Annotated in this window: 28 protein-coding genes; 1 reads left to right on the top strand and 27 read right to left on the bottom strand. The window is 33.2% G+C overall.

Annotation, left to right across the window (positions count from 1 at the left end; genetic code table 11):
* Nucleotides 1-70: 70 nt before the first annotated feature.
* From OYT91_RS16760 to OYT91_RS16725, 8 genes are all read right to left on the bottom strand, one after another.
* On the bottom strand, nucleotides 71-1,426 hold the full coding sequence (locus OYT91_RS16760; RefSeq protein WP_281240396.1) for an ATP-binding protein: 1,356 nt from the start codon (nucleotides 1,424-1,426) through the stop codon (nucleotides 71-73).
* Between the two features lie 168 nt (nucleotides 1,427-1,594).
* A complete protein-coding gene (locus OYT91_RS16755) occupies nucleotides 1,595-2,878 on the bottom strand; it encodes a nucleotide sugar dehydrogenase (protein ID WP_281238832.1) in 1,284 nt (427 codons plus the stop codon).
* A gap of 314 nt (nucleotides 2,879-3,192) precedes the next feature.
* A complete protein-coding gene (locus OYT91_RS16750) occupies nucleotides 3,193-4,584 on the bottom strand; it encodes a UDP-glucose 6-dehydrogenase (RefSeq protein WP_281238831.1) in 1,392 nt (463 codons plus the stop codon).
* A gap of 70 nt (nucleotides 4,585-4,654) precedes the next feature.
* Entirely contained in the window at nucleotides 4,655-5,641 is a 987-nt protein-coding gene (locus OYT91_RS16745) for an SDR family oxidoreductase (protein WP_281238830.1), read from the bottom strand.
* A 20-nt stretch (nucleotides 5,642-5,661) separates the two neighbouring features.
* Nucleotides 5,662-8,109: a polysaccharide biosynthesis tyrosine autokinase gene (locus OYT91_RS16740; protein ID WP_281238829.1), complete on the bottom strand. Its 2,448-nt coding sequence runs from the start codon at nucleotides 8,107-8,109 to the stop codon at nucleotides 5,662-5,664.
* A gap of 14 nt (nucleotides 8,110-8,123) precedes the next feature.
* Entirely contained in the window at nucleotides 8,124-8,915 is a 792-nt protein-coding gene (locus OYT91_RS16735; RefSeq protein WP_281238828.1) for a polysaccharide biosynthesis/export family protein, read from the bottom strand.
* A 69-nt stretch (nucleotides 8,916-8,984) separates the two neighbouring features.
* Nucleotides 8,985-9,605, bottom strand: coding sequence for a recombination mediator RecR (gene recR, locus OYT91_RS16730; protein WP_281238827.1), 621 nt, complete (start codon nucleotides 9,603-9,605; stop codon nucleotides 8,985-8,987).
* Nucleotides 9,606-9,866: 261 nt separating this feature from the next.
* Complete coding sequence (locus tag OYT91_RS16725; protein ID WP_281240395.1) at nucleotides 9,867-10,232, bottom strand: CoA-binding protein; 366 nt, start codon at nucleotides 10,230-10,232, stop codon at nucleotides 9,867-9,869.
* Nucleotides 10,233-10,448: 216 nt separating this feature from the next.
* Between OYT91_RS16725 and OYT91_RS16720 the strand changes: the two genes are divergently transcribed.
* Nucleotides 10,449-11,075: a MarC family protein gene (locus tag OYT91_RS16720; RefSeq protein WP_281238826.1), complete on the top strand. Its 627-nt coding sequence runs from the start codon at nucleotides 10,449-10,451 to the stop codon at nucleotides 11,073-11,075.
* Between the two features lie 78 nt (nucleotides 11,076-11,153).
* Here the strand turns inward: OYT91_RS16720 and ctlX are convergent, their stop codons facing one another.
* The 19 genes from ctlX to rpsH form a co-directional block, all read right to left on the bottom strand.
* Nucleotides 11,154-12,089, bottom strand: a complete 936-nt coding sequence (gene ctlX, locus OYT91_RS16715; RefSeq protein WP_269223816.1) for a citrulline utilization hydrolase CtlX — start codon at nucleotides 12,087-12,089, stop codon at nucleotides 11,154-11,156.
* 79 nt (nucleotides 12,090-12,168) lie between these two features.
* A complete protein-coding gene (locus tag OYT91_RS16710) occupies nucleotides 12,169-13,083 on the bottom strand; it encodes a dimethylarginine dimethylaminohydrolase family protein (protein WP_281238825.1) in 915 nt (304 codons plus the stop codon).
* A 74-nt stretch (nucleotides 13,084-13,157) separates the two neighbouring features.
* Entirely contained in the window at nucleotides 13,158-14,432 is a 1,275-nt protein-coding gene (locus tag OYT91_RS16705; RefSeq protein ID WP_269223818.1) for a citrate synthase, read from the bottom strand.
* Between the two features lie 152 nt (nucleotides 14,433-14,584).
* Complete coding sequence (gene eno, locus OYT91_RS16700) at nucleotides 14,585-15,877, bottom strand: phosphopyruvate hydratase (protein ID WP_281238824.1); 1,293 nt, start codon at nucleotides 15,875-15,877, stop codon at nucleotides 14,585-14,587.
* A 118-nt stretch (nucleotides 15,878-15,995) separates the two neighbouring features.
* The gene (gene carA / locus OYT91_RS16695; RefSeq protein WP_281238823.1) at nucleotides 15,996-17,099 is read right to left on the bottom strand and encodes a glutamine-hydrolyzing carbamoyl-phosphate synthase small subunit; all 1,104 of its coding nucleotides are present in this window, start codon (nucleotides 17,097-17,099) and stop codon (nucleotides 15,996-15,998) included.
* 258 nt (nucleotides 17,100-17,357) lie between these two features.
* On the bottom strand, nucleotides 17,358-17,843 hold the full coding sequence (gene rplQ, locus OYT91_RS16690; RefSeq protein ID WP_269223821.1) for a 50S ribosomal protein L17: 486 nt from the start codon (nucleotides 17,841-17,843) through the stop codon (nucleotides 17,358-17,360).
* A gap of 36 nt (nucleotides 17,844-17,879) precedes the next feature.
* Complete coding sequence (locus OYT91_RS16685) at nucleotides 17,880-18,872, bottom strand: DNA-directed RNA polymerase subunit alpha (RefSeq protein ID WP_269223822.1); 993 nt, start codon at nucleotides 18,870-18,872, stop codon at nucleotides 17,880-17,882.
* A gap of 21 nt (nucleotides 18,873-18,893) precedes the next feature.
* Nucleotides 18,894-19,499, bottom strand: coding sequence for a 30S ribosomal protein S4 (gene rpsD / locus OYT91_RS16680; RefSeq protein WP_281238822.1), 606 nt, complete (start codon nucleotides 19,497-19,499; stop codon nucleotides 18,894-18,896).
* 92 nt (nucleotides 19,500-19,591) lie between these two features.
* Complete coding sequence (gene rpsK / locus OYT91_RS16675; protein ID WP_024981527.1) at nucleotides 19,592-19,975, bottom strand: 30S ribosomal protein S11; 384 nt, start codon at nucleotides 19,973-19,975, stop codon at nucleotides 19,592-19,594.
* An 8-nt stretch (nucleotides 19,976-19,983) separates the two neighbouring features.
* Nucleotides 19,984-20,358: a 30S ribosomal protein S13 gene (gene rpsM / locus OYT91_RS16670; protein ID WP_073018962.1), complete on the bottom strand. Its 375-nt coding sequence runs from the start codon at nucleotides 20,356-20,358 to the stop codon at nucleotides 19,984-19,986.
* Between the two features lie 2 nt (nucleotides 20,359-20,360).
* Nucleotides 20,361-20,477, bottom strand: a complete 117-nt coding sequence (gene ykgO / locus OYT91_RS16665) for a type B 50S ribosomal protein L36 (RefSeq protein ID WP_008992256.1) — start codon at nucleotides 20,475-20,477, stop codon at nucleotides 20,361-20,363.
* A 12-nt stretch (nucleotides 20,478-20,489) separates the two neighbouring features.
* Nucleotides 20,490-20,705: a translation initiation factor IF-1 gene (gene infA / locus OYT91_RS16660; RefSeq protein WP_007136545.1), complete on the bottom strand. Its 216-nt coding sequence runs from the start codon at nucleotides 20,703-20,705 to the stop codon at nucleotides 20,490-20,492.
* A 3-nt stretch (nucleotides 20,706-20,708) separates the two neighbouring features.
* Entirely contained in the window at nucleotides 20,709-22,055 is a 1,347-nt protein-coding gene (secY, locus tag OYT91_RS16655; RefSeq protein ID WP_281238821.1) for a preprotein translocase subunit SecY, read from the bottom strand.
* Nucleotides 22,056-22,068: 13 nt separating this feature from the next.
* Nucleotides 22,069-22,521, bottom strand: a complete 453-nt coding sequence (gene rplO, locus OYT91_RS16650) for a 50S ribosomal protein L15 (RefSeq protein WP_264566657.1) — start codon at nucleotides 22,519-22,521, stop codon at nucleotides 22,069-22,071.
* Between the two features lie 11 nt (nucleotides 22,522-22,532).
* A complete protein-coding gene (gene rpmD / locus OYT91_RS16645; protein WP_027310825.1) occupies nucleotides 22,533-22,715 on the bottom strand; it encodes a 50S ribosomal protein L30 in 183 nt (60 codons plus the stop codon).
* Between the two features lie 12 nt (nucleotides 22,716-22,727).
* Nucleotides 22,728-23,255 (bottom strand): 30S ribosomal protein S5, encoded by a 528-nt coding sequence (gene rpsE / locus OYT91_RS16640; RefSeq protein WP_035668102.1) that lies wholly within the window; start codon nucleotides 23,253-23,255, stop codon nucleotides 22,728-22,730.
* Nucleotides 23,256-23,261: 6 nt separating this feature from the next.
* Nucleotides 23,262-23,612 carry a 50S ribosomal protein L18 gene (gene rplR, locus OYT91_RS16635; RefSeq protein ID WP_116761858.1) on the bottom strand — a complete coding sequence of 117 codons (351 nt, stop codon included), beginning with the start codon at nucleotides 23,610-23,612 and terminating at the stop codon, nucleotides 23,262-23,264.
* A gap of 11 nt (nucleotides 23,613-23,623) precedes the next feature.
* Complete coding sequence (gene rplF / locus OYT91_RS16630; RefSeq protein WP_269223824.1) at nucleotides 23,624-24,166, bottom strand: 50S ribosomal protein L6; 543 nt, start codon at nucleotides 24,164-24,166, stop codon at nucleotides 23,624-23,626.
* A gap of 18 nt (nucleotides 24,167-24,184) precedes the next feature.
* Complete coding sequence (gene rpsH, locus OYT91_RS16625) at nucleotides 24,185-24,583, bottom strand: 30S ribosomal protein S8 (RefSeq protein ID WP_100433328.1); 399 nt, start codon at nucleotides 24,581-24,583, stop codon at nucleotides 24,185-24,187.
* Nucleotides 24,584-24,667 lie beyond the last annotated feature (84 nt).

Below are 24,667 nucleotides of genomic sequence, written 5' to 3'. Positions count from 1 at the left end.
ATTTTTATTTTGACTTAACTATTTCTTTATGTTTTCTATTTTCTCTATTCTACCCTCTAAAATCTGACTTCTAACTTCCAATCACCCAATACCCTCCCGTTTTTGGAGCACCTCTGAATTCAATTTTACGATCATCCTTTAATTGCTTTACCCAACGTTCTACGGTACGTTTCGGAACACTGAAATGATTTATCAATGACAAAATATTTACTCCAGGATTTTTTGCAATAAAACTAAAAATTGAATTTGAATCTAAAATTGCTGCATCTACTTTTTCTAAATTTACACCGCCATTTACACCGCCACGTACACCGCCATTTACACCGCCATCGTTTGTTTCAGTTCCATTGGCATAAACCGTTACACGAAAACCATTTTGAAAAGCTTCGAAAGTTGGAGCTGTCAAACCGTAATGCACAAATGCATTGGTGATGCGCTTGATACCCGATCCGTATTTTTCTATAATCCCTGATTCCCTAAACAGGTCGGCAATTTTTCTGTTTCGAGCATAAGAGGTATATGTCCCAGCACGCAATTCATCAAAAGTAATCCCGTTTCCTAATCCTCCGGGATTGTAAAACTCAATTTTATGGTCAAAAATTTTAATAATGGAATCCCCTGTATTTTGATAATCGCGATGTACAATCATATTGACAACAATTTCGCGCAAAGCGTCCAAAGGGTATTCCCAACGTTCTTCCCTTTTGGGATCTCCCGTTATAATATAATTTTTATTCATGTGTTTCCGAACAAATGCTAGTGTAGCTTCTACTTCTGTAAACAAATCCGATCGCAAAACAATACTGTCTTTGATGCTCGTCTCTGTAGAAAACCGGCCAATTGAAATTGTGGCATCAAAAACTTCATTTTTGGAAAACAACAAATGACAGGCATTGGCCATTTGTCCATTTTCTTTCAACATTTCAAACTTCCGAAGTACCGTAAGCGGATCATCTTGTATTTGAGTCTCCCGAATTCCATTAGACGATTCAATAAAACGATTTACTTTATCTAAGTCAATAGACCCCAAATCATAATGTGGAGAAGGATAATAATCCCAACTGCTATTGAAAGTCTTCAAATGCAAATCGGATATCTCTTGTAAATTCATTTGATAATTGGCATTTTTTACCCTTTTGTAATAGCGCACTTTGAAAGCCACAGGCTTAATCGGAAATTCTTGAATACTGAAAACTAACACTGATACACCATCCATTTCCTCAACAGCAACATCCGGTATAATGGACGGAATGGTTTTATTTTTTATTTCGTTTGTCCATTGTTGAACACTTTCTTTTCCTATTTTAAAAGAAGAAATTGCCACACCATTATCATCCACTCCTACACAAACACTTCCTCCTTCGGCATTGGCAAAAGCCACCAAAGTAATAATTACCTCATCATTGAAGCTCGATTTTAATTCGATATGCTGACTTTCTGTTTTCAGTTATTTCTATTTTCTATTCCCTTAATTCTCTTCTCTAAAAACTCACAACCAACAACCCACAACCCACAACTCACTTTTCACTTCTCACCACTCACTTCTAACCTCTAACTATTCACTCCTCACCATTCACTACTCACAATTCACTACTCACAATTTCCCATCAACCCCGTCCGTCAAAACGCCCTTAACATCATACAATATACTGCATGTTTCTCTTAACGAATTAATATCCAAATTCAAAAATTCAGTATGCGCCACACCAAGAACTATCGCATCATAAGTAGCTTTTGGCACCTCATTCACCATTGTTAAACCATATTCGTGTTGCACCTCAGAAGGATTAGCCCAAGGATCAAAAATAGTCACTTCGATTCCGTAATCTTCCAGTGCCTGGATCACATCTACAATTTTGGTATTGCGAACATCAGGACAATTTTCTTTAAAAGTAATACCGAGCATTAACAAGCGGGCACCATTGATAGTCACCCCTTTTTTAATCATTAACTTCACTACTTGTGAGGCTACATAATCGCCCATACTGTCATTCAATCGACGACCGGCCAATATAATTTCAGGATGATAGCCTTTCTCTTGCGCTTTTTGCGCCAAATAATAGGGATCAACCCCTATACAATGCCCGCCAACCAAGCCCGGTTTGAAAGGCAAAAAATTCCATTTGGTTCCCGCGGCTTTAAGTACAGCAGCAGTATCAATATCCAAAAGATTAAAAATTTTGGCCAATTCGTTTACAAAAGCAATATTGATATCGCGTTGGGAATTCTCGATGACTTTTGCAGCTTCAGCCACTTTTATAGAGGGGGCTAAATGCGTTCCTGCAGTAATAACCGATTGATACAATTCATTTACTTTATGACCAATTTCAGGAGTGGATCCTGAGGTTATTTTTAATATTTTTTCAACAGTATGTTCTTTATCCCCTGGATTGATTCGTTCTGGGGAATAGCCTGCAAAAAAATCGATGTTGAATTTTAATCCGGATATTTTTTCTAAAACAGGCACACATTCTTCTTCTGTAACTCCTGGATATACGGTAGACTCGTAAATAACGATATCTCCTTTTTTCAAAACGGAACCAACAGTTTCACTGGATTTAAACAAAGGAGTCAAATCAGGACGGTTGTTTTTGTCAACCGGAGTAGGAACCGTTACAATAAAATAAGTACAGTTGGCTATATCTGATTTTTGGGAGGTACAATACAAACCTTTTTCATTACTTGGTTTTGAAACCAATACCTTTTGCAATGTTGCATCATCCACCTCTAGAGTACTATCTGTGCCTGATTGCAAAGCTACAACTCTCGATACATTAATATCAAATCCTACAACCGAAAATTGGGTAGCAAACAATCGAGCCAAAGGCAAACCAACATATCCCAAACCTATTACTGCAATTTTTATGTCTTTATTCAATTTCTTAAACTATTGTTGGTTTTAAAAGTCTTTTCGTAAAAAACAGAGCAATTAGAAATACACTTCTATAATTGGTTACAAATCTACTCTGAATTAAGCTCACAAATGTACAAAAAATAAGAATCCAATGGGATCAAAAAAGGGCCTCCAAAAAGCAAAAAAAAGATTTTTATAAACTACAATTGTAAACAACTCATAGTCAATAAAAATCTTTAATTCAAAATGTTAGGGTTATATAAAAAATCACTGTTTTTGGTGATACCAAAAACGATACTAAAACTCCATTTGCAAGTTTTTAATACAATTACAAACTATCAAGAACCAATAGCCTGATATATAAAGCCAATCGCTTCTAATTCTGATTTACTCAATATATTTCTACCATCAAATACAAAAGCGGGTTTTTGCATTCCTTCATATATCTTTTTCCAATCATAAGTTGCAAATTCATCCCATTCTGTGAGTATAGCGATAGCATGGGCATTTTTACAGCATAAATAGGGATCATCAAAAGTATCAATCCCTTTTGCGTTTTCTTCAGCTGTTCTGCTTTCCAAATAATCCAAGTCGGCTAACATCTTTTTGCGAGAAACTTTGGGATCATAAACTGCAATTTTGGCTTGTTCATTAATCAAATCGTTTGCTACATAAATCGCAGCAGACTCTCTAGTATCATTAGTATCTTTCTTGAACGCCCAACCCAAAAATGTGATTTTTTTATCTGCAACTGTATTATAAAGTGTTTGTACTATTGTATTAGAGAAACGACGCTTTTGATGGTCATTCATAATAATAACTTGTTCCCAATAATCTGCTACTTCATTCAGTCCGTATGATTTTGCAATATAAACTAAGTTTAAAATGTCTTTTTGAAAACAAGAGCCTCCAAACCCAACCGATGCCTTTAAAAATTTTGGACCTATACGGCTATCCATTCCAATAGCTCTGGCAACTTCATTGACATCTGCACCTGTTTTTTCACAAAGTTCTGACATCGCATTGATAGACGATATTCTTTGAGCCAAAAAAGCATTCGCTGTCAATTTAGACAACTCCGAAGACCAAACATTAGTAGTCAATATTTTCTCTGGACTTACCCAATTCGAATAAACATCAACCAATGACTGAATTGCTTTTTGTCCCTCTATTGAAGTGTCTCCTCCAATCAAAATTCGATCTGGATTCAATAAATCTTGCACAGCAGTACCTTCAGCTAAAAACTCAGGGTTCGACAAAATTTGAAACTGAACGCCGTTTCCAGTAGTGTCAAGAATGCTTTTGATAGCCTCTGCGGTTCGTACTGGCAAAGTAGATTTCTCGACAACTATTTTATTACTTTTAGCGACTCTAGCAATTTGCCTAGCACACAATTCAATGTATTTCAAATCAGCAGCCATTCCCTTACCTTTTCCATAGGTTTTTGTTGGAGTATTTACCGAAATAAAAATGATTTGGGCCTCGTCAATTGCTTTGTCTACTTCGGTAGAAAAAAACAAGTTTCTTCCTCTGGCTTCTGCTACAATGGTGGCTAAACCTGGTTCATAAATTGGAATATTATCTGTATTTTCATCATTCCATGCGGCAATTCTTTCTGCATTCAAATCGACAACGGTAACTTGAATGTCTGGGCATTTTTGTGCAATAACAGCCATGGTTGGTCCTCCGACATATCCTGCTCCGATGCAACAAATTTTTGTAATTTTCATATCACTATTCATTTTTCTCAATATTCTATTCTCTAAATTCTAAAACCTGAAATCTGTAGTCTAAAATCTACTAGCTGCTCAAATTCTCCCAATACCAACCCACAGCTTCCTTCAATCCTTCTTGCAAAGAAAATTTAGGATCATAACCCAAAATTGTTTTGGCTTTATCAATACTGGCTAATGAATGCGGAATATCTCCTGCTCTATTGGGACCATATTCAATTGCAACTTGAGCAATTTTGGGATCGTATGCAGATAAATAGTTTTTTAAATAACCCACCAAGTCATTTAAAGTATTCCGATCCCCATAAGCAGTATTATAAACCGTATTAACAGCCTCTGGATTTTCCGTAGTCATTGCCAATTCATTCATCTGAATCACATTGTCAATATATGTAAAATCACGCGAATAATTTCCGTCACCATTTATTTTAGGACTTTCATGTTGCATCAATTGCATCACAAATTTTGGAATAACTGCTGCATAAGCTCCATTGGGATCTTGTTTTCTGCCAAATACATTAAAATAACGCAATCCAATAGTCTCCAATCCATAGGTTCTACTAAAAATTTCAGCATACAACTCATTTACATATTTGGTTATAGCATATGGTGACAAAGGTTTACCAATTACATCTTCTACTTTTGGCAATCCAATTGAATCTCCATAAGTTGAAGAACTAGCAGCATATACAAACCGTTTTACCTTAGCATCTCTCGCTGCTACTAACATATTCAAAAAGCCGGAAACATTGACATCATTTGAAGTGATAGGGTCGTTAATAGATCTTGGAACAGAACCCAAAGCTGCCTGATGCAAGATATAATCAACTCCTATAACGGCTTGTTGACAGGTTTCTAAATTCCGAATATCACCTTCAATTAATTTAAAATCTTTATTATTCAAAAAATCTTTCAAATTATGTCGATGCCCAGTTGCGAAATTATCCAAACAAACTACTTTGTAATTTTTAGACAAAAAATAGTCACATAAATTAGACCCTATAAATCCGGCTCCTCCTGTAATTAATATTTTTTTGTTACTGTTTTCAATCATTTTTTAAATGAATTACATTTTTAATTCTTTCTTTTAAATTTATCCAATATAGTTTTCTTCTTTTCCTCTTCATGATAACCGCTAGAATAATTACCATTTCCATACCCATATCCATAACCATACCCACCACCATACTTAGCTTTATTTTCAAAACCATTTAGAATAATACTAGTATTGTGTAACTCCCCTCGATTAACCCTATTGTTCAATAATGTAATCATTTCTTTTTTAGTGAAATTTTGTCGCACCATATATAAAGTTACATCGCAATATTGGGACAATTCAAGTGAATCAGCAACCAGACCAACTGGAGGTGTATCCAAAATAATATAATCGTATTTTGTTTTTAGCTCTTCTATCAATTCTTTCATTCCATCACTCATAATCAATTCAGAAGGATTCGGAGGAATTGGCCCAGAAAGTATCACATCCAAAAAAGGAATAGAAGTAGGATTTACAATCTCATCCAAACTTTTTTGATCGATTAAATAATTGACTACCCCTACCGTATTTTGTAAATTAAATTCTTCAAACAGTTTTGGTTTTCTCAAATCCAAACCAACAATCACTGTCTTTTTTTCGCTCAAAGCAAATACTGTAGCAATGTTAATCGAACAAAATGTTTTTCCTTCCCCACTTACCGATGAAGTAATCATTAAGGTTTTGGCTCCCGCTACGTTATTTTTTTTATACAAAAATTGAAGAGATGATCGGATCGCTCTAAATGATTCAGATAATGCAGATTTTGGTTTTTCAAAAACCGCTAAATTTATATTATCCATATTGATTCCAACCACTCCTATTAATGGTATGCTTGTTAGTTTCTGGATGTCTTCTGGATTATGAATCGTATTATTGATAAAAAACATAACAACAATAATAAGTAAAGGAAGTAACAAACCAAGAAATAAGGCTAAAACATAATTTACTCCTGTTTTTGGCCCGATTAAACCTCCTCCTATATCTTTTGCAGGATCAATAAAATGAATATCTGACAAATTAGCGGCTTTAACAATATCTGCCTCACTACGCTTTTGCAAAAAAGTATTGTAAATATTATCACTTAAATCATATTTTCTTTTGATCTTTATCAATTCCTGTTGGTCATCTGGAAGTCTCTTAATCTTGCTTTCCGTCTGATTGATTTTACTTTCAACAGTTGCCAAATCATATTGCAAAGAAGATTTTGCTGTAGTTATATTTTCTAATAATACATTCTTTACTGCTTCCATTTGATTGTCAAAATCTCTAAAAATTTTCTCACTCTTTACAGCGTAAGCCATTTCTGATCTTTGAGTAGAAAGTGCAATTAGTTTGGAAACATTCACAACAATATTAGGATCCTCGATACCTGCTACTGAAGGTGCTGGTAACTTAGAGTAATCGACGCTGTTTTTCAAATAGGCTTTCAGGGAGTTGTAATACTGAATTTTACGATTAATTGCATCTTTTTCAACATCAAAATTCAACACTTTATCCGAGAACTTAGCACCACCACCTTCTTCAACATCATAAATGTTTTTATCTTTTCTAAAAGATTTCAACTCATCTCCCGTTTCTTTTAATTGGGATTCCATGGCAATAAGCGTACTGTCTATAAAATTAATCGTATTGGTAGCAAATTGATTTTTACCATCCAACTGTCTTTTTATCAGCATTTTTACAGTCGAATTCAAATATTCAACCATACGTGCTTTATTGGCCCCTTGCATTCCTAAAGTAATTATTGATCCACCTTTATCATCCGATTTGACATTAACATTACGGTAGTTAGAAACTGTTCCGTCAAAATCATTAAATCTGACAAAATATTCATTGCCTTTATACAAACCAGGACTGTCTTTTATCCTCAATTTCCAATTCAAAAAAGGCAATGAAACCAGTTCGCCTACTTTATATTTCTTTACAAATTCACCTTCTACAACGGAAGTATTGGTATAACTATTATCCAAATAATGAATCAATGATGCGCTAGTTCCTTCAAATGGAATTCTCAATTCATACACATTTTCGGTAATAAATTTAACTCCAATAAGATTTCCAACTAACTGCCCTTGTTTTTTATCTATATCCACATAAAAAGGGACTGCTCCATAAGCGTCTAAAATATTGTATTCCCCTTGTACCAAATAATCAATATAAAACTGCAATTTATCAACCACCAATTCATTATGAGAACGGGATTGTAAAGTAGTTGAAATAGTCTGAATTTGATCGGATGCACCACCCCAATTAAACACTAAGTTAGTGCTTGAGGTAAAGAGTGGATTGGTTTCTTCTTTTACAGAAATCAAGGTTTCGACTCCATAAATCTTTTCCTTTCGTATATTGACTTGATACGCTATCATTAATGCTACAAAAACAGATAGCAAAAACCATTTCCAATAACTCAATATCTTTATTAAAAAACCTTTAAAATCAAAACTAGGATGATTTTCAAAAACCGTAAAATCTTTAATATCTAACATCTTTTGAAATAGTTTTAATTTTTAAGCAACAAATAAGTTGTTGTAAATAAGGACAACAATGTAATTATGGTTGTCAATGATTGAATTCCGGTACTTCCAGTTCCCCACGTTTTTTGCTTCAGTGGTTTGACATAAATGTAATCATTGGGTTGCAAGAAATAATAAGGCGAATTCATCACATTAATATTGGTAAGATCTAAGTCTTTCATCTCGGTCCCATTTGGTGTTTGTCTAATGATAGTTACTGCCTTTCTATCTCCAGTAGTTGTTATATCACCTGCATTGGCAATAGCCTCCATAACATTTACTTTTTCTTGAAATAAAGTCTTTGTTCCTGTACTTCCAACTTCTCCATTGATTGTATATCGAAAGCCCGCTAATTTTACCACAACAAAAATACTTGCGTTATCCTTAAAATATTCAGCTAATAATTGTTTTTCGATACTAACACGAACTTCCTCTAGCGTAAATCCCATTACATTCATTTCTCCCAATACTGGAATTCGTATATTGCCATGATCATCAACGGTAAAGCCATTAAAATACAAACCTGATTCTGATTGTTCCGATTCAGTTCCACTGACCGTTGGATTAAATATAGTGACCAATTTGGGATCCGATGCTTTGATAGTGACACTTAACACATCATGGGTTTGCAAACGATAAGGTTTAGATTCTACCATTGTAATTGGATCCTCGCTAGACGAATTACCTTTTTTTTGAAGATAAACCAAATCTTTTACAGGAATACAAGATGTAAATACAACACTGAAAATTAAAAATATAAAGGCTAAACGTTTGTTCATTAGTATAATTTTGATAGCAAAGATAGTTTTTCGCTTACGATTTAAAAAGCTAGATTCTCAACTAGCTGATCAATTAATTTTCAATGATTTCTCAAATGGAACTCTTTGTAGTATACTTCTCCCAAGTGTAACTTCGTCTGCATACTCCAATTCGTCTCCAACAGCAATACCTCTTGCAATTGTTGAAACAATTATTTTCAAATCGGATATTTGTTTGTAAATATAAAAATTGGTAGTATCCCCTTCCATTGTAGAGCTTAAAGCAAATATAATTTCACTTACTTGACCTAACTTAGCTTTTTCTACCAATGTAGAAATAGTCAGTTGACTGGGACCTACGCCATCTATTGGAGAAATTTTGCCCCCCAAAACATGGTAAATTCCTTTAAATTGTCCTGTATTTTCAATTGCCATTACATCACGAATATCCTCTACAACACAGATAATTTGATGATTCCTATTAGCATTGGCACAAATTTCACAAATTTCACTATCCGAAATATTATGACAACTTTTACAATACTTTATTTCTTCTCGCATGGTAACCAAAGCTTGTGCTAAAAAAACAGCTTGATCTTTGGGTTGTTTTAATAAATGCAAGACCAATCTCAAAGCGGTTCTTTTACCAATTCCTGGTAATTGAGCCATTTCATTAACTGCTTTTTCAATTAATTTTGAAGAAAATTCCATATTTACAAAAGTAAGCAATTCGACAAACTGCTTTTTAGAAAATTAAATCTATTTTAACTTACAAGACAACCTGTTTTTTTTTAAATCTATTTTGAGTTTATGCCAATTCTAAAAGTTGCCAAAAAATCATTATTATTTCAATCTAAAAAACATCACTTCCAAGTAGCTTATCCCAGATGGAAACGGCATCCTTTTTTGGGCTCTTTTTTTTTAGAGGCCAAAAAAGATATAGTGTACAGCTGGAAATAGATCCTAATAAAATTAATACTTATTTAAAGTGAGTAAAACCAAAGTACACGCTACTTCATACTTGATATTATTCAATTCTAACAATTGGTAAAACTGAGAATTTTCGGTTCCTGGATTAAACAAGACTCGTTTAGGTTTAGCTTCAATTATATAATTGTAGTACTCTTTTTGACGGGAAGAATTGATATACAAAGAGATGGTATCAATGTTTTTTACCGGAATTGCTTTAGTATTTATCTTAATCCCTGCAATTTCTCCAGTATTTTGACCCAAAGCAAGAACGGAATTTCCTTTTGCTACAAGCATTTCAATAGCTTTAAAAGCAGCTCTTTCTGGTTTTGTAGTCGCTCCAATAACTAATGTTTTTTTATTTTTTATCATTTTAAATCAATATAAGTTACAAAAGTAATCAAAATGGATTTAGCACTTGCTATTTATTAGAACATACCCTTTGCATTTTTGATTATAATTCCACCTCAAAATAAATATTTTTATGGATTTGTGAATAAAATGACAATAAGTGAACGAAATCCTAACAAATAGGTAATTTAAGTTCTTATAAAATGTTTACTTTTACAGTAAAAATAAAAATTAATGGATTTGTTTATTTACCTATTTGCTGCATTATTTTCTGTACTAAATCCCATCGGAACAGTTCCAATTTTTGTTGGATTAACAAGTAGTGATTCCAAAAAAGAGTGTTCTAGAATTTCATTATGGACTGCCATAAATGTATTTCTTATCCTCATAATCTCTTTTTTTGCCGGTAAATATGTACTTAGTTTTTTTGGGATTAATATAGATTCACTTCGAATTGCAGGTGGATTGATTATTGTTAGTTCTGGATTCTCCCTATTGTCTGGAAAGTTCAACAAAAAACGAGGTATCAACAAAAAAATAGAATCAGATGCCCAACAACGAAATGACATTGCATTAACACCTTTGGCAATGCCAATGCTTGCTGGACCAGGATCAATATCTTTATTAATTGCTTTTTATCAGGAACACCATGAAACCAATGAACTAATTATTGCTTCGTGTGCAATATTAGCTATTGCAATTGCTATTTTTATTATTCTTAGGAGTGCAAACTTTTTGGCGCAAATACTAGGGGCTTCTGGTATCGTAGCCATATCTAGAATTGTTGGTTTTATAGTAATTGCAATTGGAATTCAATACATCGTTAGTGCACTTATCAATATTATCAAAGGAAATTTTTGATGTTATTAAAAAACAAAAAAATCCAAATTCCAGGTTATATAACATTTGGAATTTGGATTATTCTTTAGGATCAATTTTTTATTCTCTCGGTAAGAAAATCTCTGCCATCATACAGCGAGCACTTCCTCCACCACATGCCTCAATAGTATCAAGACTTGAACTTAAAATTGTTACATGCTCTTCTAATTGAGCGATTTGTTTTTTAGTCAAACTTTGATGAGCAGATGCACTCATTACTAGATACCTTCTTTCGTCAGTTCCTTTGACTTCAAGCATATTTCCAGCAAAATTATTTACTTGATCTTCGGTAATAAGAATCACTTCTTTTTCATCTCCTTTTAGACTGTCCAAAACCATTTTTCGTTCTTTTTTGTCGTCAATACAATCAGCACAAATAACAGCAAATGTTTCGCCCAAACACATCATCACATTAGTATGGTAAATCAGTTTTCGTTCCTTATCAACCGTTTGAAAAGCCTCAAAAATTACAGGAGTAAATTCAAAGTCTTCACAAAATTCAATAAACAATTCTTCATCGGCTCGAGGGGATAGTGCACAATAAGCTTTACCATTTTCTCTATCTAGTACTACACTTCCTGTTCCTTCTAAGAAAAAACCATCTTCTTCCGCAGAAGTATAATCCATAATATTTTCGATCACAAACCCTTTCTCTTCCAAAATGTCTAAAATATCTTCACGTCGCTCTAGTCGGCGATTCTCTGCAAACATAGGATATAGAGCTACGTCTCCATTCTCATGAAATGAAATCCAATTATTAGGAAAAATACTGTCTGGTGTATCCGAATTTTCTCGATCATCAACTACAGTTACATCAACACCAACTGCTCGAAGCTTTTCAACAAAAACATCAAATTCCTGTTGCGCTTTTGCATTTACAGTGGCTGGCATAAGACCATCTAAAACTTTTTGATAATAATTATTTACTGCCGTTTGCTCATTCATACGGAATGCTACTGGCCGAATCATCAAAATGGAGTTTGTTGTTTGTTTCATGTTATTTTTTTTAAGTTAAAAGTTTCAGATTTAAAGTTTAAAGCTCAAGAATTAAGACTTTAAACCTAAAACAAAAATTTTAATCTCTTATTAATGGCAAAGTAGAACAACGGAGCAAACCTTCTTGCTTAGCAATTTCAGAATATGGAATCTCTTCTACTACAAAACCATTTGATCGCAGCCAATTATTTAATCTTGTAAAATTCTTTTCAGAAACAACAATATTTGTATCAATAGAAAACACATTCGAGTTCATATTATACATTTCGTCTCGTGTAATATGGAATAAATTTTCTTTTCCAAAAAGATCTACCAAAAACATATAATCTGCTTCTTCTCTAAATCCACTTTTATAAATAATACCTTTATCTTTTCCAACTGGTTGAAAACAGCAATCCAAATGCAAAGCATTATCACGAGCTTCTATTTTTGATTTCACCAAATCAAATTCTTTGACAATTTTATTTGGGAATAGCTCTTTTAAAAAATCAACTCCTTGCCAATTGGTTCTTGCAGTAACATAACTCGCATAATCACTGCCTTTGTATGTTCCTACAAAAATATAATCATTCCAAAGCATAACATCTCCACCTTCAATATGAACTTCATCCGGTGGACGAACTACTTTTGAAGGATCAATTTGATCAATTACATATTGAATGGCATCTAATTCTCGTTCTCGATCCGGTAAAATATTTGATTTAATAAAAATATCATCTATGACAAAGCCAATATCCCTTGTGAAAATTTGATTGTAATTTTCAATCATTTCTGGACGTAAAACTGTTACACCATATTTTTGAAATACCGAGTTAAAAGCCTCCATTTCAACAACCATATCTGCTTCAATAGGATATGTATTGGCTAAAATATGCTCTAAAGATTTAGGATCGTAAGCTTCTTCAGCTTTCGGTGTTGGCCCATTATTTATAGCAGAACCCAACACTACTGCCTTCAATCTTGAAGTTTCATTTTTTATGTTTAATTCTAGCATTTTTTTTAAACTTTTGCCAAAGATAAAAAAAAAAGCTCCACCGTAAAGTGAAGCTTTGATAAACTATTTAAGTTTTATGATTTAACATATTCTCTTAAAGGATAACCAGTATATATCTGTCTTGGTCTTCCTATTGGTTCTTTATTTTCTCTCATCTCTTTCCATTGTGCAATCCAACCTGGCAATCTACCAATTGCAAACAATACAGTAAACATATCTGTTGGAATTCCTAAAGCTCTATAAATAATTCCAGAATAAAAATCTACATTTGGATATAAATTTCTTGATTTGAAATACTCATCTTCTAATGCTGCAACTTCTAATTTTTTTGCAATGTCTAAAATAGGATCGTTTACTCCCAAAGTTGAAAGCACTTCATCTGCCGCTTTTTTGATTATTTTTGCTCTTGGGTCAAAGTTTTTGTAAACTCTATGACCAAATCCCATCAATCTAAAAGGATCATTTTTATCTTTTGCTTTTGCCAAATACTTATCAGCATCTCCTCCATTAGCATGAATTTCTTCCAACATCTCAAGTACAGCTTGATTTGCACCACCATGAAGTGGTCCCCATAATGCAGATACTCCAGCAGAAATAGAAGCAAAAAGTCCAGCGTGTGAAGAACCTACCATCCTTACCGTCGAAGTCGAACAGTTTTGTTCATGATCAGCATGAAGAATAAATAATTTATCTAATGCATCAATAACAACAGGATTTGCCGTGTAAGGCCCCGTAGGCAATTTAAACATTAAATTCATAAAGTTTTCAACATATCCTATTGTATTATCATAATAATTCAATGGATACCCCATGCTTTTTCTATATGTCCAAGTAGCAATAACTAAGAATTTGGCAATCGTTTTACAAACTGCATCATACATGTCTTTTGCATTATCTGCATCTACAGATTTAGGATTAAAAGCTGTCAATGCACTAGTCAAAGCAGACAAAACTCCCATTGGGTGAGCAGTTCTTGGAAAACCGTCTAAAATAATCTTCATCTCTTCACTAACCAATGTGAATTTTCTAATATCATTTTCAAACTGTTCCAATCGTTCAGCAGAAGGTAATTCTCCAAAAATAATTAAATAAGAAACTTCTAAAAAATGTGATTTTTCGGCTAATTCCTCAATTGAATACCCTCTGTAACGTAAAATCCCAAGTTCTCCATCCAAAAAGGTAATTTCACTTTTACATGCACCAGAATTCTTATAACCAGGATCAAGAGTAATCACACCAGACATATCCCGTAATTTACTAATATCAACGGCAGCTTCATTTTCACTTCCAATTATTACTGGAAGCTCAAACTTATTACCATCTATTTCTAATATTGCTATTTTTGACATATTTTTTAATGAAATAAAATTTAATTTATAATTTATCAAATCTAAGGAATTCCCATTAATTTAAAAACTAATTGATCATCGAATTTGTTAAATATTAAAAAAAAAGCCATTCATCAAAGACGAATGGCTTAATTATTATAAAACTATTAAAATTACTTTATTTTAAAAGCTTTTTTTCCAGGAAAATAAGCTGAATTACCTAATTCTTCTTCAATTCTTAGTAATTGATTGTATTTTGCCATACGATCAGAACGAGAAGCAGAACCTGTTTTAATTTGCCCACAGTTTAAAGCAACTGCTAAATCAGCAATAGTATAATCTTCAGTTTCTCCTGAACGGTGAGACATTACAGATGTATAACCAGCATTTTTAGCCATATTTACTGCTGCAATTGTTTCAGACAAAGTACCAATTTGGTTTACTTTTACTAAAATAGAATTAGCAATACCTTTTTCTATACCTGTTGACAAACGATTTACATTAGTAACAAACAAATCATCACCTACTAATTGTACTTTGTGACCGATTTTATCAGTCAACATTTTCCAACCATCCCAGTCATTTTCATCCATTCCATCTTCGATAGAAATAATTGGATATTTAGAAACTAGTTCTGACAAATACTCAACTTGTTCAGCAGATGTTCTAACTTTACCAGTTGGCCCTTCAAACTTAGAATAATCATATTTACCATTTACATAGAATTCCGCAGAAGCACAATCTAAAGCAATCATAATTTCGTCTCCGAAAGTATATCCTGCCATTTCAACAGCTTTTTTTATAGTATCTAAAGCATCCTCTGTTCCTCCAGCCAAAGTTGGAGCAAATCCACCTTCATCACCTACAGCAGTAGAAAGATTTCTATCGTGTAACACTTTTTTAAGGTTATGGAAAATTTCAGTACCCATTTGTAAAGCCTGTGCAAAAGAAGTCGCTTTTACTGGCATAATCATAAATTCTTGAAAAGCGATAGGGGCATCAGAATGAGATCCTCCATTGATGATATTCATCATCGGTAAAGGCAATGTATTAGCAGAAACACCACCTACATATCTATACAAAGGCAATCCTAACTCTTCTGCTGCTGCTTTAGCAACTGCCAAAGAAACTCCTAAGATAGCATTTGCTCCCAAATTAGATTTAGTTGCAGTACCATCCAAGTCAATCATCATTTGATCTATAAGATTTTGTTCGAAAACAGAAGTTCCAACTAATTCTTCAGCAATTTTAGTATTTACATTTTCAACCGCTTTCAAAACTCCTTTTCCTAGAAAAGCTTTCCCTCCATCACGAAGTTCATGTGCTTCGTGTTCTCCCGTAGAAGCCCCTGAAGGAACAGCAGCACGTCCTAAGACACCATTTTCAGTAATTACATCAACTTCTACTGTAGGATTACCTCTAGAATCAAAAATTTGTCTTGCGTGAATTTTAATAATAATACTCATTATTCTTATTTTTTATGTTATTAATTTGTATTTTACTCAAAATTAAGCAAAATAATTCACAAGTCTTTATTCTGAAAACGTTAATATATATTTTTTTATTAACGATAACGTTTTAGTCTTATACTGTTTTCATGTTTTCGATAAACTGATCAAAAAGATAAGAAGAATCGTGCGGACCTGGACTCGCTTCTGGGTGATATTGCACTGAAAAACAATTCTTATTTTTCATTTTCATCCCTGCTACAGTTCCATCATTTAAATGTAAATGTGTTATTTCTAAATCTGGATGATTAATTAACTCTTCTTTATTTACTGCAAAACCATGATTTTGAGAAGTAATCTCTCCTTTTCCTGTAATAATATTCTGTACAGGATGATTTATTCCTCTATGACCGTTAAACATTTTGAATGTAGAAACTCCATTAGCTAAAGCTATTACTTGATGCCCTAAACAAATACCAAATAATGGCTTATTATTTTGAAGAATTTCCTTTGCTACCTGTATTGCACTATCCAAAGGATCAGGATCACCAGGCCCGTTAGACAAGAAAAAACCATCTGGATTAAAAGCTGCTAATTCTCGATAAGAAGAATTGTAAGGGAAAACTTTAATGTAACAATCTCTTTTAGCAAAATTACGAAGTATATTCTCTTTAATTCCTAAATCTAAAGCTGCAATTTTATAGGTAGATTTTTCATCACCATAATAATAAGGCTCTAATGTAGACACCTTTGATGCCAACTCCAAACCCTTCATATCTGGCACTTTAGATAACAACTCTTTCAACTCATTAACAGGCGTCTCATCAGTACAGATAACAGCATTCATAGCTCCATGCTCACGAATGTAACTAACTAATGCTCGTGTATCAACATCTGAAATGCAAATTAAATTTTGTTTTATAAAATAATCTTCTAAACTTCCTGAGGAATCTACCCTAGAATAACTAAAACTAAAATTTTTACAAACTAAACCAGCAATTTTTATACTACTAGATTCAACTTCCTTATCATTAACACCATAATTTCCTATATGGGCATTTGTAGCTACCATCAATTGACCAAAATAAGAAGGATCTGTAAAAATCTCTTGATATCCTGTCATACCAGTATTAAAACAAACTTCACCAAATGTTTTTCCATTAATTCCGATAGATTTACCGTGGAATATGGTTCCGTCACTTAATAGAAGAATAGCGCGTTTTCGTGTTGTATATTTCATGTGTATTTTAAATATTGTGCAAATTTAATTGTTTAAAACAGTGGATGCAACGTTTTTTAGTAATAATTAATACAAATTAATACTCTACAGAGTAGCTTAACAAAAAATTAATAAAATGTTTAAAAAAAGAAAAAACCATTTTAAACAGTAAAACAAAAAAAAAGAGAATCTACAATTTTAACTAAAAATAAAATCAAAAAAAAAGGATAAACTATAAATAGTTTATCCTTAATTATTATCAAATAATTATTCTCATAATTATTCAGCAGTATCAGTTGATTCAGCCTCAGCAGCAGGAGCCTCAGTAGCCTCATCTGCTTTTTTAGCTTTTCCACCACGACGGCTTTTTGCTTTTTTAACTTCTTTTTTACCTCCATTATAAAGTTCATTGAAATCAACTAATTCGATCATTGCCATATCAGCATTATCTCCTAAACGATTTCCAACTTTAATGATACGAGTGTATCCTCCTGGGCGGTCACCTACTTTAGCTGCTACATCTCTGAACAAGTCAGTTACTGCATATTTACTACGTAAGTAAGCAAAAACGATACGACGATTGTGAGTAGTATCTGATTTTGATTTTGTTATAAGCGGCTCAACAAATTGTTTAAGCGCTTTAGCTTTAGCAACAGTAGTATTAATACGTTTGTGCTCAATAAGAGAACAAGCCATATTAGCTAACATAGAACTTCTATGAGCTGTCTGTCTGCTTAAGTGATTGAATTTTTTTCCGTGTCTCATTGCTTTATGAAATTTAACCCCGCAAGCGGGATTAGATTATTCTTTATCTAGTTTGTATTTTGCTAAATCCATTCCGAAGGTCAAATTCTTAATCGCAACTAATTCATCTAGCTCCGTTAAAGATTTTTTTCCGAAATTACGAAATTTCATTAGGTCATTTTTATTGAACGATACTAAATCACCAAGTGTATCAACTTCAGCCGCTTTCAAACAATTTAATGCTCTAACAGAAAGATCCATATCAACAAGCTTAGTTTTAAGCAGTTGTCTCATATGCAATGACTCTTCGTCATAAGATTCTGTTTGTGCAATTTCGTCAGCCTCTAGTGTAATTCTTTCATCAGAAAACAACATGAAATGATGAATTAAAACTTTTGCAGCTTCAGTAAGAGCATCCTTTGGATTAATTGAACCATCAGTTTTTATTTCAAAAACCAATTTTTCATAATCTGTTTTTTGCTCTACACGGAAGTTTTCAATTGCATACTTCACATTTTTCACAGGAGTAAAAATTGAGTCAGTAAAAATAGTTCCTATTGCAGCATTCTGTTTTTTGTTCTCTTCAGCAGGAACATATCCTCTACCTTTTTCGATTGTTAAATCGAAATTCAGTTTAATTTTACTATCTAAATTACAGATAACAAGTTCTGGATTCAAAACTTGGAAACCGGAAATAAATTTTTGAAAATCACCAGCTGTTAATTGATCTTTACCGGAAACAGATATTGTAACTGCTTCATTATCGATATCTTCAATTTGACGTTTGAAACGCACTTGTTTAAGATTAAGGATAATTTCGGTAACGTCTTCAACAACTCCTGAAATAGTAGAAAACTCATGATCTACACCTTCTATACGAACAGATGTAATTGCATAACCTTCTAATGCTGAAAGCAAAACTCTTCTAAGTGCATTACCAACGGTCAATCCGTAACCTGGTTCTAAAGGTCTGAATTCAAACTTACCTTCAAAATCGGTTGAATCGATCATGATAACTTTATCGGGCTTCTGAAAATTAAATATTGCCATAAATTTCGACTAAGTCAATTATTATTTGTTGTACAACTCTACGATTAATTGTTCTTTGATGTTTTCTGGAATTTGAAGTCTTGCAGGAACAGTTACAAAAGTACCTGATTTAGTTTCATTATTCCAAGTAATCCACTCATAAACATGACTAGAATTTGATAAAGAACGTTCGATAGCCTCTATAGATTTAGATTTTTCACGAACACCTACTACATCACCTGGTTTCAAGTGATAAGAAGGAATATTTACATTTTCTCCGTTTACAGTAATGTGACGGTGAGAAACGATTTGACGAGCACCTCTTCTAGTTGGAGCAATTCCCATTCTAAAAACCACATTGTCTAATCTTGCTTCACACAATTGTAACAAAACTTCACCAGTTACACCTTTTGTAGCTGATGCTTTTTCGAATAAATTTCTGAATTGTTTTTCTAAAATTCCATAAGAATATTTAGCTTTTTGCTTTTCCATTAATTGAACAGCATATTCAGATTTTTTTCCTCTTTTTTTAGCCATCCCGTGTTGACCAGGTGGATAATTTCTTTTTTCGAAAGCTTTATCGTCTCCGAAAATCGCTTCGCCAAATTTACGAGCGATTCTTGTACTAGGACCAGTATATCTTGCCATTTTAAATTGTTTAAGATTGAGATTATGAATTCAGGTCTTATCCTTCGATAATCTATTTTCAATCTAGGTTATACTATTATTAAATTTGAGTATTAAACTCTACGTCTTTTTGGAGGACGACAACCATTATGCGGCATAGGAGTAACATCGATAATCTCAGTCACTTCAATCCCACCATTATGCAAAGAACGGATTGCAGACTCACGTCCATTTCCTGGTCCTTTTACATATACTTTTACTTTTTTAAGTCCAGCCTCAAGAGCTACTTTACTACAATCTTCTGCTGCCATTTGAGCTGCGTATGGAGTATTCTTTTTAGAACCTCTAAAACCCATTTTACCAGCTGAAGACCAAGAAATAACTTCACCTTTTTTGTTTGTCAAAGAAATAATGATGTTATTGAAGGTAGCAGAAATATGAGCTTCTCCCGTTGATTCAACGATAACTTTACGTTTTTTTGCAGTTGCTTTAGCCATATTACTTATTATTTAGTTGCTTTTTTCTTGTTCGCAACAGTTTTTCTTTTACCTTTTCTTGTTCTAGAGTTGTTTTTAGTTCTTTGTCCTCTTAATGGTAGACCAGATCTATGACGGATACCTCTATAACAACCAATATCCATTAAACGTTTGATGTTTAAAGAAACTTCTGAACGTAATTCTCCTTCAATTTTGAAAGTTGATACCGCTTCACGAATTGCTCCGATTTCGTCATCATTCCAATCTTGAACTTTTTTGTCTTGGCTAACTTGAGCTTTTTCTAAAATCTCAATAGCTCTACTTTTTCCTAATCCAAAGATGTAGGTAAGTGCTATAACACCTCTCTTATTTTTTGGGATATCTACCCCTGCTATTCTTGCCATAATTATCCTTGTCTTTGTTTAAATCTAGGATTCTTTTTGTTTATTACGTACAATCTCCCTTTTCTACGTACAATTTTGCACTCGGGACTTCTCTTTTTTACTGATGCTCTAACTTTCATAGTGAATATCCTTTAATATCTATAAGTAATTCTTGCTTTTGACAAATCATAAGGACTCATTTCTAGTTTCACTTTATCACCAGGTAATAACTTGATATAATGCATTCGCATTTTTCCAGAAATATGAGCAATTACAATATGTCCATTTTCTAACTCTACACGGAACATCGCATTTGATAATGCTTCGATGATAGATCCGTCTTGTTCTATTGCTGATTGTTTTGCCATAAGTTAAGCTACTGCTTTTCTATTTTTACCACTTTTCATCAAACCATCATAATGTTTATTCAACAAGTATGAATTGATTTGTTGAATTGTATCAATTGCAACTCCAACCATAATTATCAATGAAGTCCCTCCAAAAAACATAGCCCAAGATTGTTGAACATCCATAAGACTTACAACAATTGCTGGGAACACAGCTATCAAAGCAAGAAATAAAGATCCTGGAAAAGTTATCAAAGACATCACTTTATCAAGATAATCAGAAGTTTCAGCCCCAGGTCTAACACCAGGAATAAAACCACCGCTTCTCTTTAAATCATCAGACATTTTGTTAGTAGGTACTGTAATTGCAGTATAAAAGAAAGTAAAAACAACAATTAAAGTCGCAAAAACTAAATTATACCAAAATCCAAACATATTACTAAAAGCACCAACAATAGTTTGAGATGCATCTGATTTAGACAAACCAGCAACAGCTGCAGGTATAAACATAATAGCTTGTGCAAATATAATTGGCATTACACCAGATGCATTAAGCTTTAATGGTATCCATTGTCTGTTACCACCCATCATATCTTGCTCAAAATCACCAGATGTTGTACGACGCGCATACTGTACTGGGATCTTTCTTATTGCCATTACTAATAACACACAAGAAATAATAACAAGTAACCAAATAATAATTTCGATAACCAATAACATTGGCCCTCCGTTGTTATTAGTAACTCTTGTTGTAAACTCTTGCATAAAAGCTTGTGGCAATCTAGCTAAAATACCAACCATAATTAAAAGGGAGATACCATTTCCAATTCCCTTATCAGTAATTTTTTCTCCTAACCACATGGCAAAAATTGTACCAGTAACTAGAATAACAACTGAAGAAAACAAAAATTCAAAAGAATTAAACCCTAATAAAAATGCTGAACTAGGTAAAGTTCTATAAAGATTGTAGATATAAGTTGGTCCTTGTACTAAAGTAATAACAATAGTTAACCAACGGGTAATTTGATTGATTTTTTTTCTACCACTCTCTCCATCGCTTTGAAGTTTTTGCAAATAAGGAATAGCAATTCCCATAAGTTGCACAACAATAGATGCAGAAATATAAGGCATAATACCCAAAGCAAAAACTGAAGCTTTAGAAAATGCACCTCCGGTAAACATGTCTAGAATAGATCCTAATCCATTTTTTGTCTGTCCAGCTAATCCAGTCAATTGAGTTGCGTCAATTCCAGGAAGTGTAACATGGGCACCAAAACGATAAACAAGAAGTAGACCTAAAGTAATAAGAATTCTATTTTTTAGTTCTTCTATTTTCCAAACATTACTTATTGATTCAATAAATTTCTTCATCTTAATTGAAAAATTACATGATTACAGCTTCTCCACCAGCAGCTTCAATAGCAGCTTTTGCAGTAGCAGTAAATTTGTGAGCAGTTACTTTTAATTTTGCTGTCAATTCTCCTCTACCTAAAATCTTAACGATTTCATTTTTGGTAGCAAGACGATTAGCTACATAAACTGTCATATCAACAGTATCTGTAATTACTCCATTATCAACTAATAATTGAAGAGTATCAAGATTAACACCTTCGTATTCTTTACGATTGATGTTAGTGAAACCAAACTTAGGTACACGTCTTTGAAGTGGCATTTGACCACCTTCAAAACCAATCTTTTTAGAATAACCAGAACGAGATTTTGCTCCTTTGTGACCTCTTGCAGAAGTACCACCTTTACCAGAACCTTCACCTCTACCTAATCTTTTATTTTGATTGTGTGTAGAACCCTCAGCAGGTTGTAAGTTACTTAAATTCATAACAGTATTTGTTATTTAGCTTCTTCAACAGAAACTAAGTGTTTAACTTTATTTATCATCCCAAGGATTGTAGGATTTGAATCATGCTCTACAACTTGTCCCATTTTACGTAGACCTAAAGCTTCCAAACCTCTTTTTTGAGTAAGAGGACAGTTAATTTTGCTTCTAACTTGTTTTACTAATAATTTAGCCATAATTTCCTTGAATTAACCTTTAAAAACTTTTTCTAAAGAAACGCCTCTTTGTTTTGCAACTGTATAAGCACTTCTCATTTGTAATAAAGCATCAAAAGTTGCTTTTACCACGTTGTGAGGATTTGAAGATCCTTGTGATTTAGATAATACATCATGAATCCCAACTGATTCAAGAACTGAACGAACAGCTCCACCAGCAATAACTCCTGTACCATGAGAAGCAGGAATTAAGAATACACGTGCACCACCAAATTTACCTTTTTGTTCGTGAGGAACAGATTGTCCATTCAAAGGAATTTTTACTAAATTTTTCTTTGCATCTTCCACTGCTTTCGCAATTGCTTCAGAAACATCTTTAGATTTTCCTAATCCATGTCCAACTACTCCATTTTCATCACCTACGACTACAATTGCAGAAAAACCGAAAGCTCTACCACCTTTTGTAACTTTAGTAACACGATTTACACTTACCAAACGATCTTTTAATTCAAGACCACTTGGTTTTACTAGCTCTACATTCTTGTATTTACTATTAGACATACTATATTAGAATTTAAGTCCAGCCGCTCTCGCGCCTTCCGCTAATGATTTAATACGACCGTGATATAAATAACCTCCTCTATCGAATGTTACTACATCTATACCAGCTTTTAAAGCTTTTTCTGCTACTAGTTTCCCAACTGCAGTTGCTACTTCAATATTCGTACCTTTTCCTATTTCTTTTTCTCTTGAAGAAGCAGCCAATAAAGTAACTCCGTTTACATCATCAATTAATTGAGCGTAAATTTCCTTGTTACTTCTAAATACAGATAGTCTTGGATTAGTAGCAGTACCACTAATCGTTTTTCTAATTCTGAATCTAATTCGTTGTCTTCTTTCAGGTTTTGTTAATGACATAATCTTATTTTTTAAGCTGATTTACCTGCTTTTCTTCTTAATACTTCACCTACAAATTTAACACCTTTTCCTTTATATGGTTCTGGTTTACGGAAACCTCTAATTTTAGCCGCAATTTGACCTAAAAGTTGTTTATCTAATGATGTTAATTTTACAATTGGGTTTTTTCCTTTTTCAGAAATAGTTTCAAGTGTTACCTCTGGAGCTACTTCTAAAATAATATTGTGAGAGAACCCAAGTGCCAAATCTAACTTTTGACCTTGATTTGAAGCTCTATAACCAACTCCTACCAATTCTAAAGATTTTGTAAAACCTTCTGTAACACCAATAACCATGTTATTAATCAAAGATCTATACAATCCGTGTTTTGCTCTTTGGTCTTTATGATCAGAAGATCTTTCAACTTGAACTTGATCTCCTTCAACTGTAACAGTTACGTCCGAGAACTCCTGTGTAAGCTGACCGTTTTTTCCTTTTACTGTAATAATACCATCTGCAACTGTAACAGTTACTCCAGCAGGTATTGTTACTGGGCTTTTACCTATTCTTGACATCTTATATAGTCTTTAAAATTAGTATACGTAACAAATTACTTCTCCTCCTACATTTAATTGCTTGGCTTGTTTTCCTGTCATCAACCCTTTTGAAGTTGAAACAATAGCAATTCCTAATCCATTAAGGATTCTTGGTATTTTAGAAGCACCTGCGTACTTACGTAAACCTGGTTTACTAATTCTTTGGATATCTTTAATTACAGGCTCTTTGGTATCTTTATCATACTTCAAAGCAATTTTGATTGAACCCTGTACAGAGTTGTCTTCAAATTTGTAACTTAAGATATAACCTTGATCAAATAAGATCTTTGTTATTTCTTTTTTTAAATTAGATGCTGGAATTTCGACAACTTTGTGGTTTGCAGCCACAGCGTTTCTAACTCTCGTCAAATAATCTGCAATAGGATCTGTATACATATGTATTGATTTGCGGTAACGGTTTTCAATTAAACGTAATTGAACCTGAAACCAGTTTATAAATGTGAAAAACAGACGTGATTA

Origin of the sequence: Flavobacterium praedii (assembly GCF_026810365.1) — a bacterium.
In the GTDB taxonomy this organism is placed as follows: Bacteria; Bacteroidota; Bacteroidia; order Flavobacteriales; family Flavobacteriaceae; genus Flavobacterium; species Flavobacterium praedii.
This window is presented reverse-complemented; position numbering and strand designations above follow the sequence as displayed.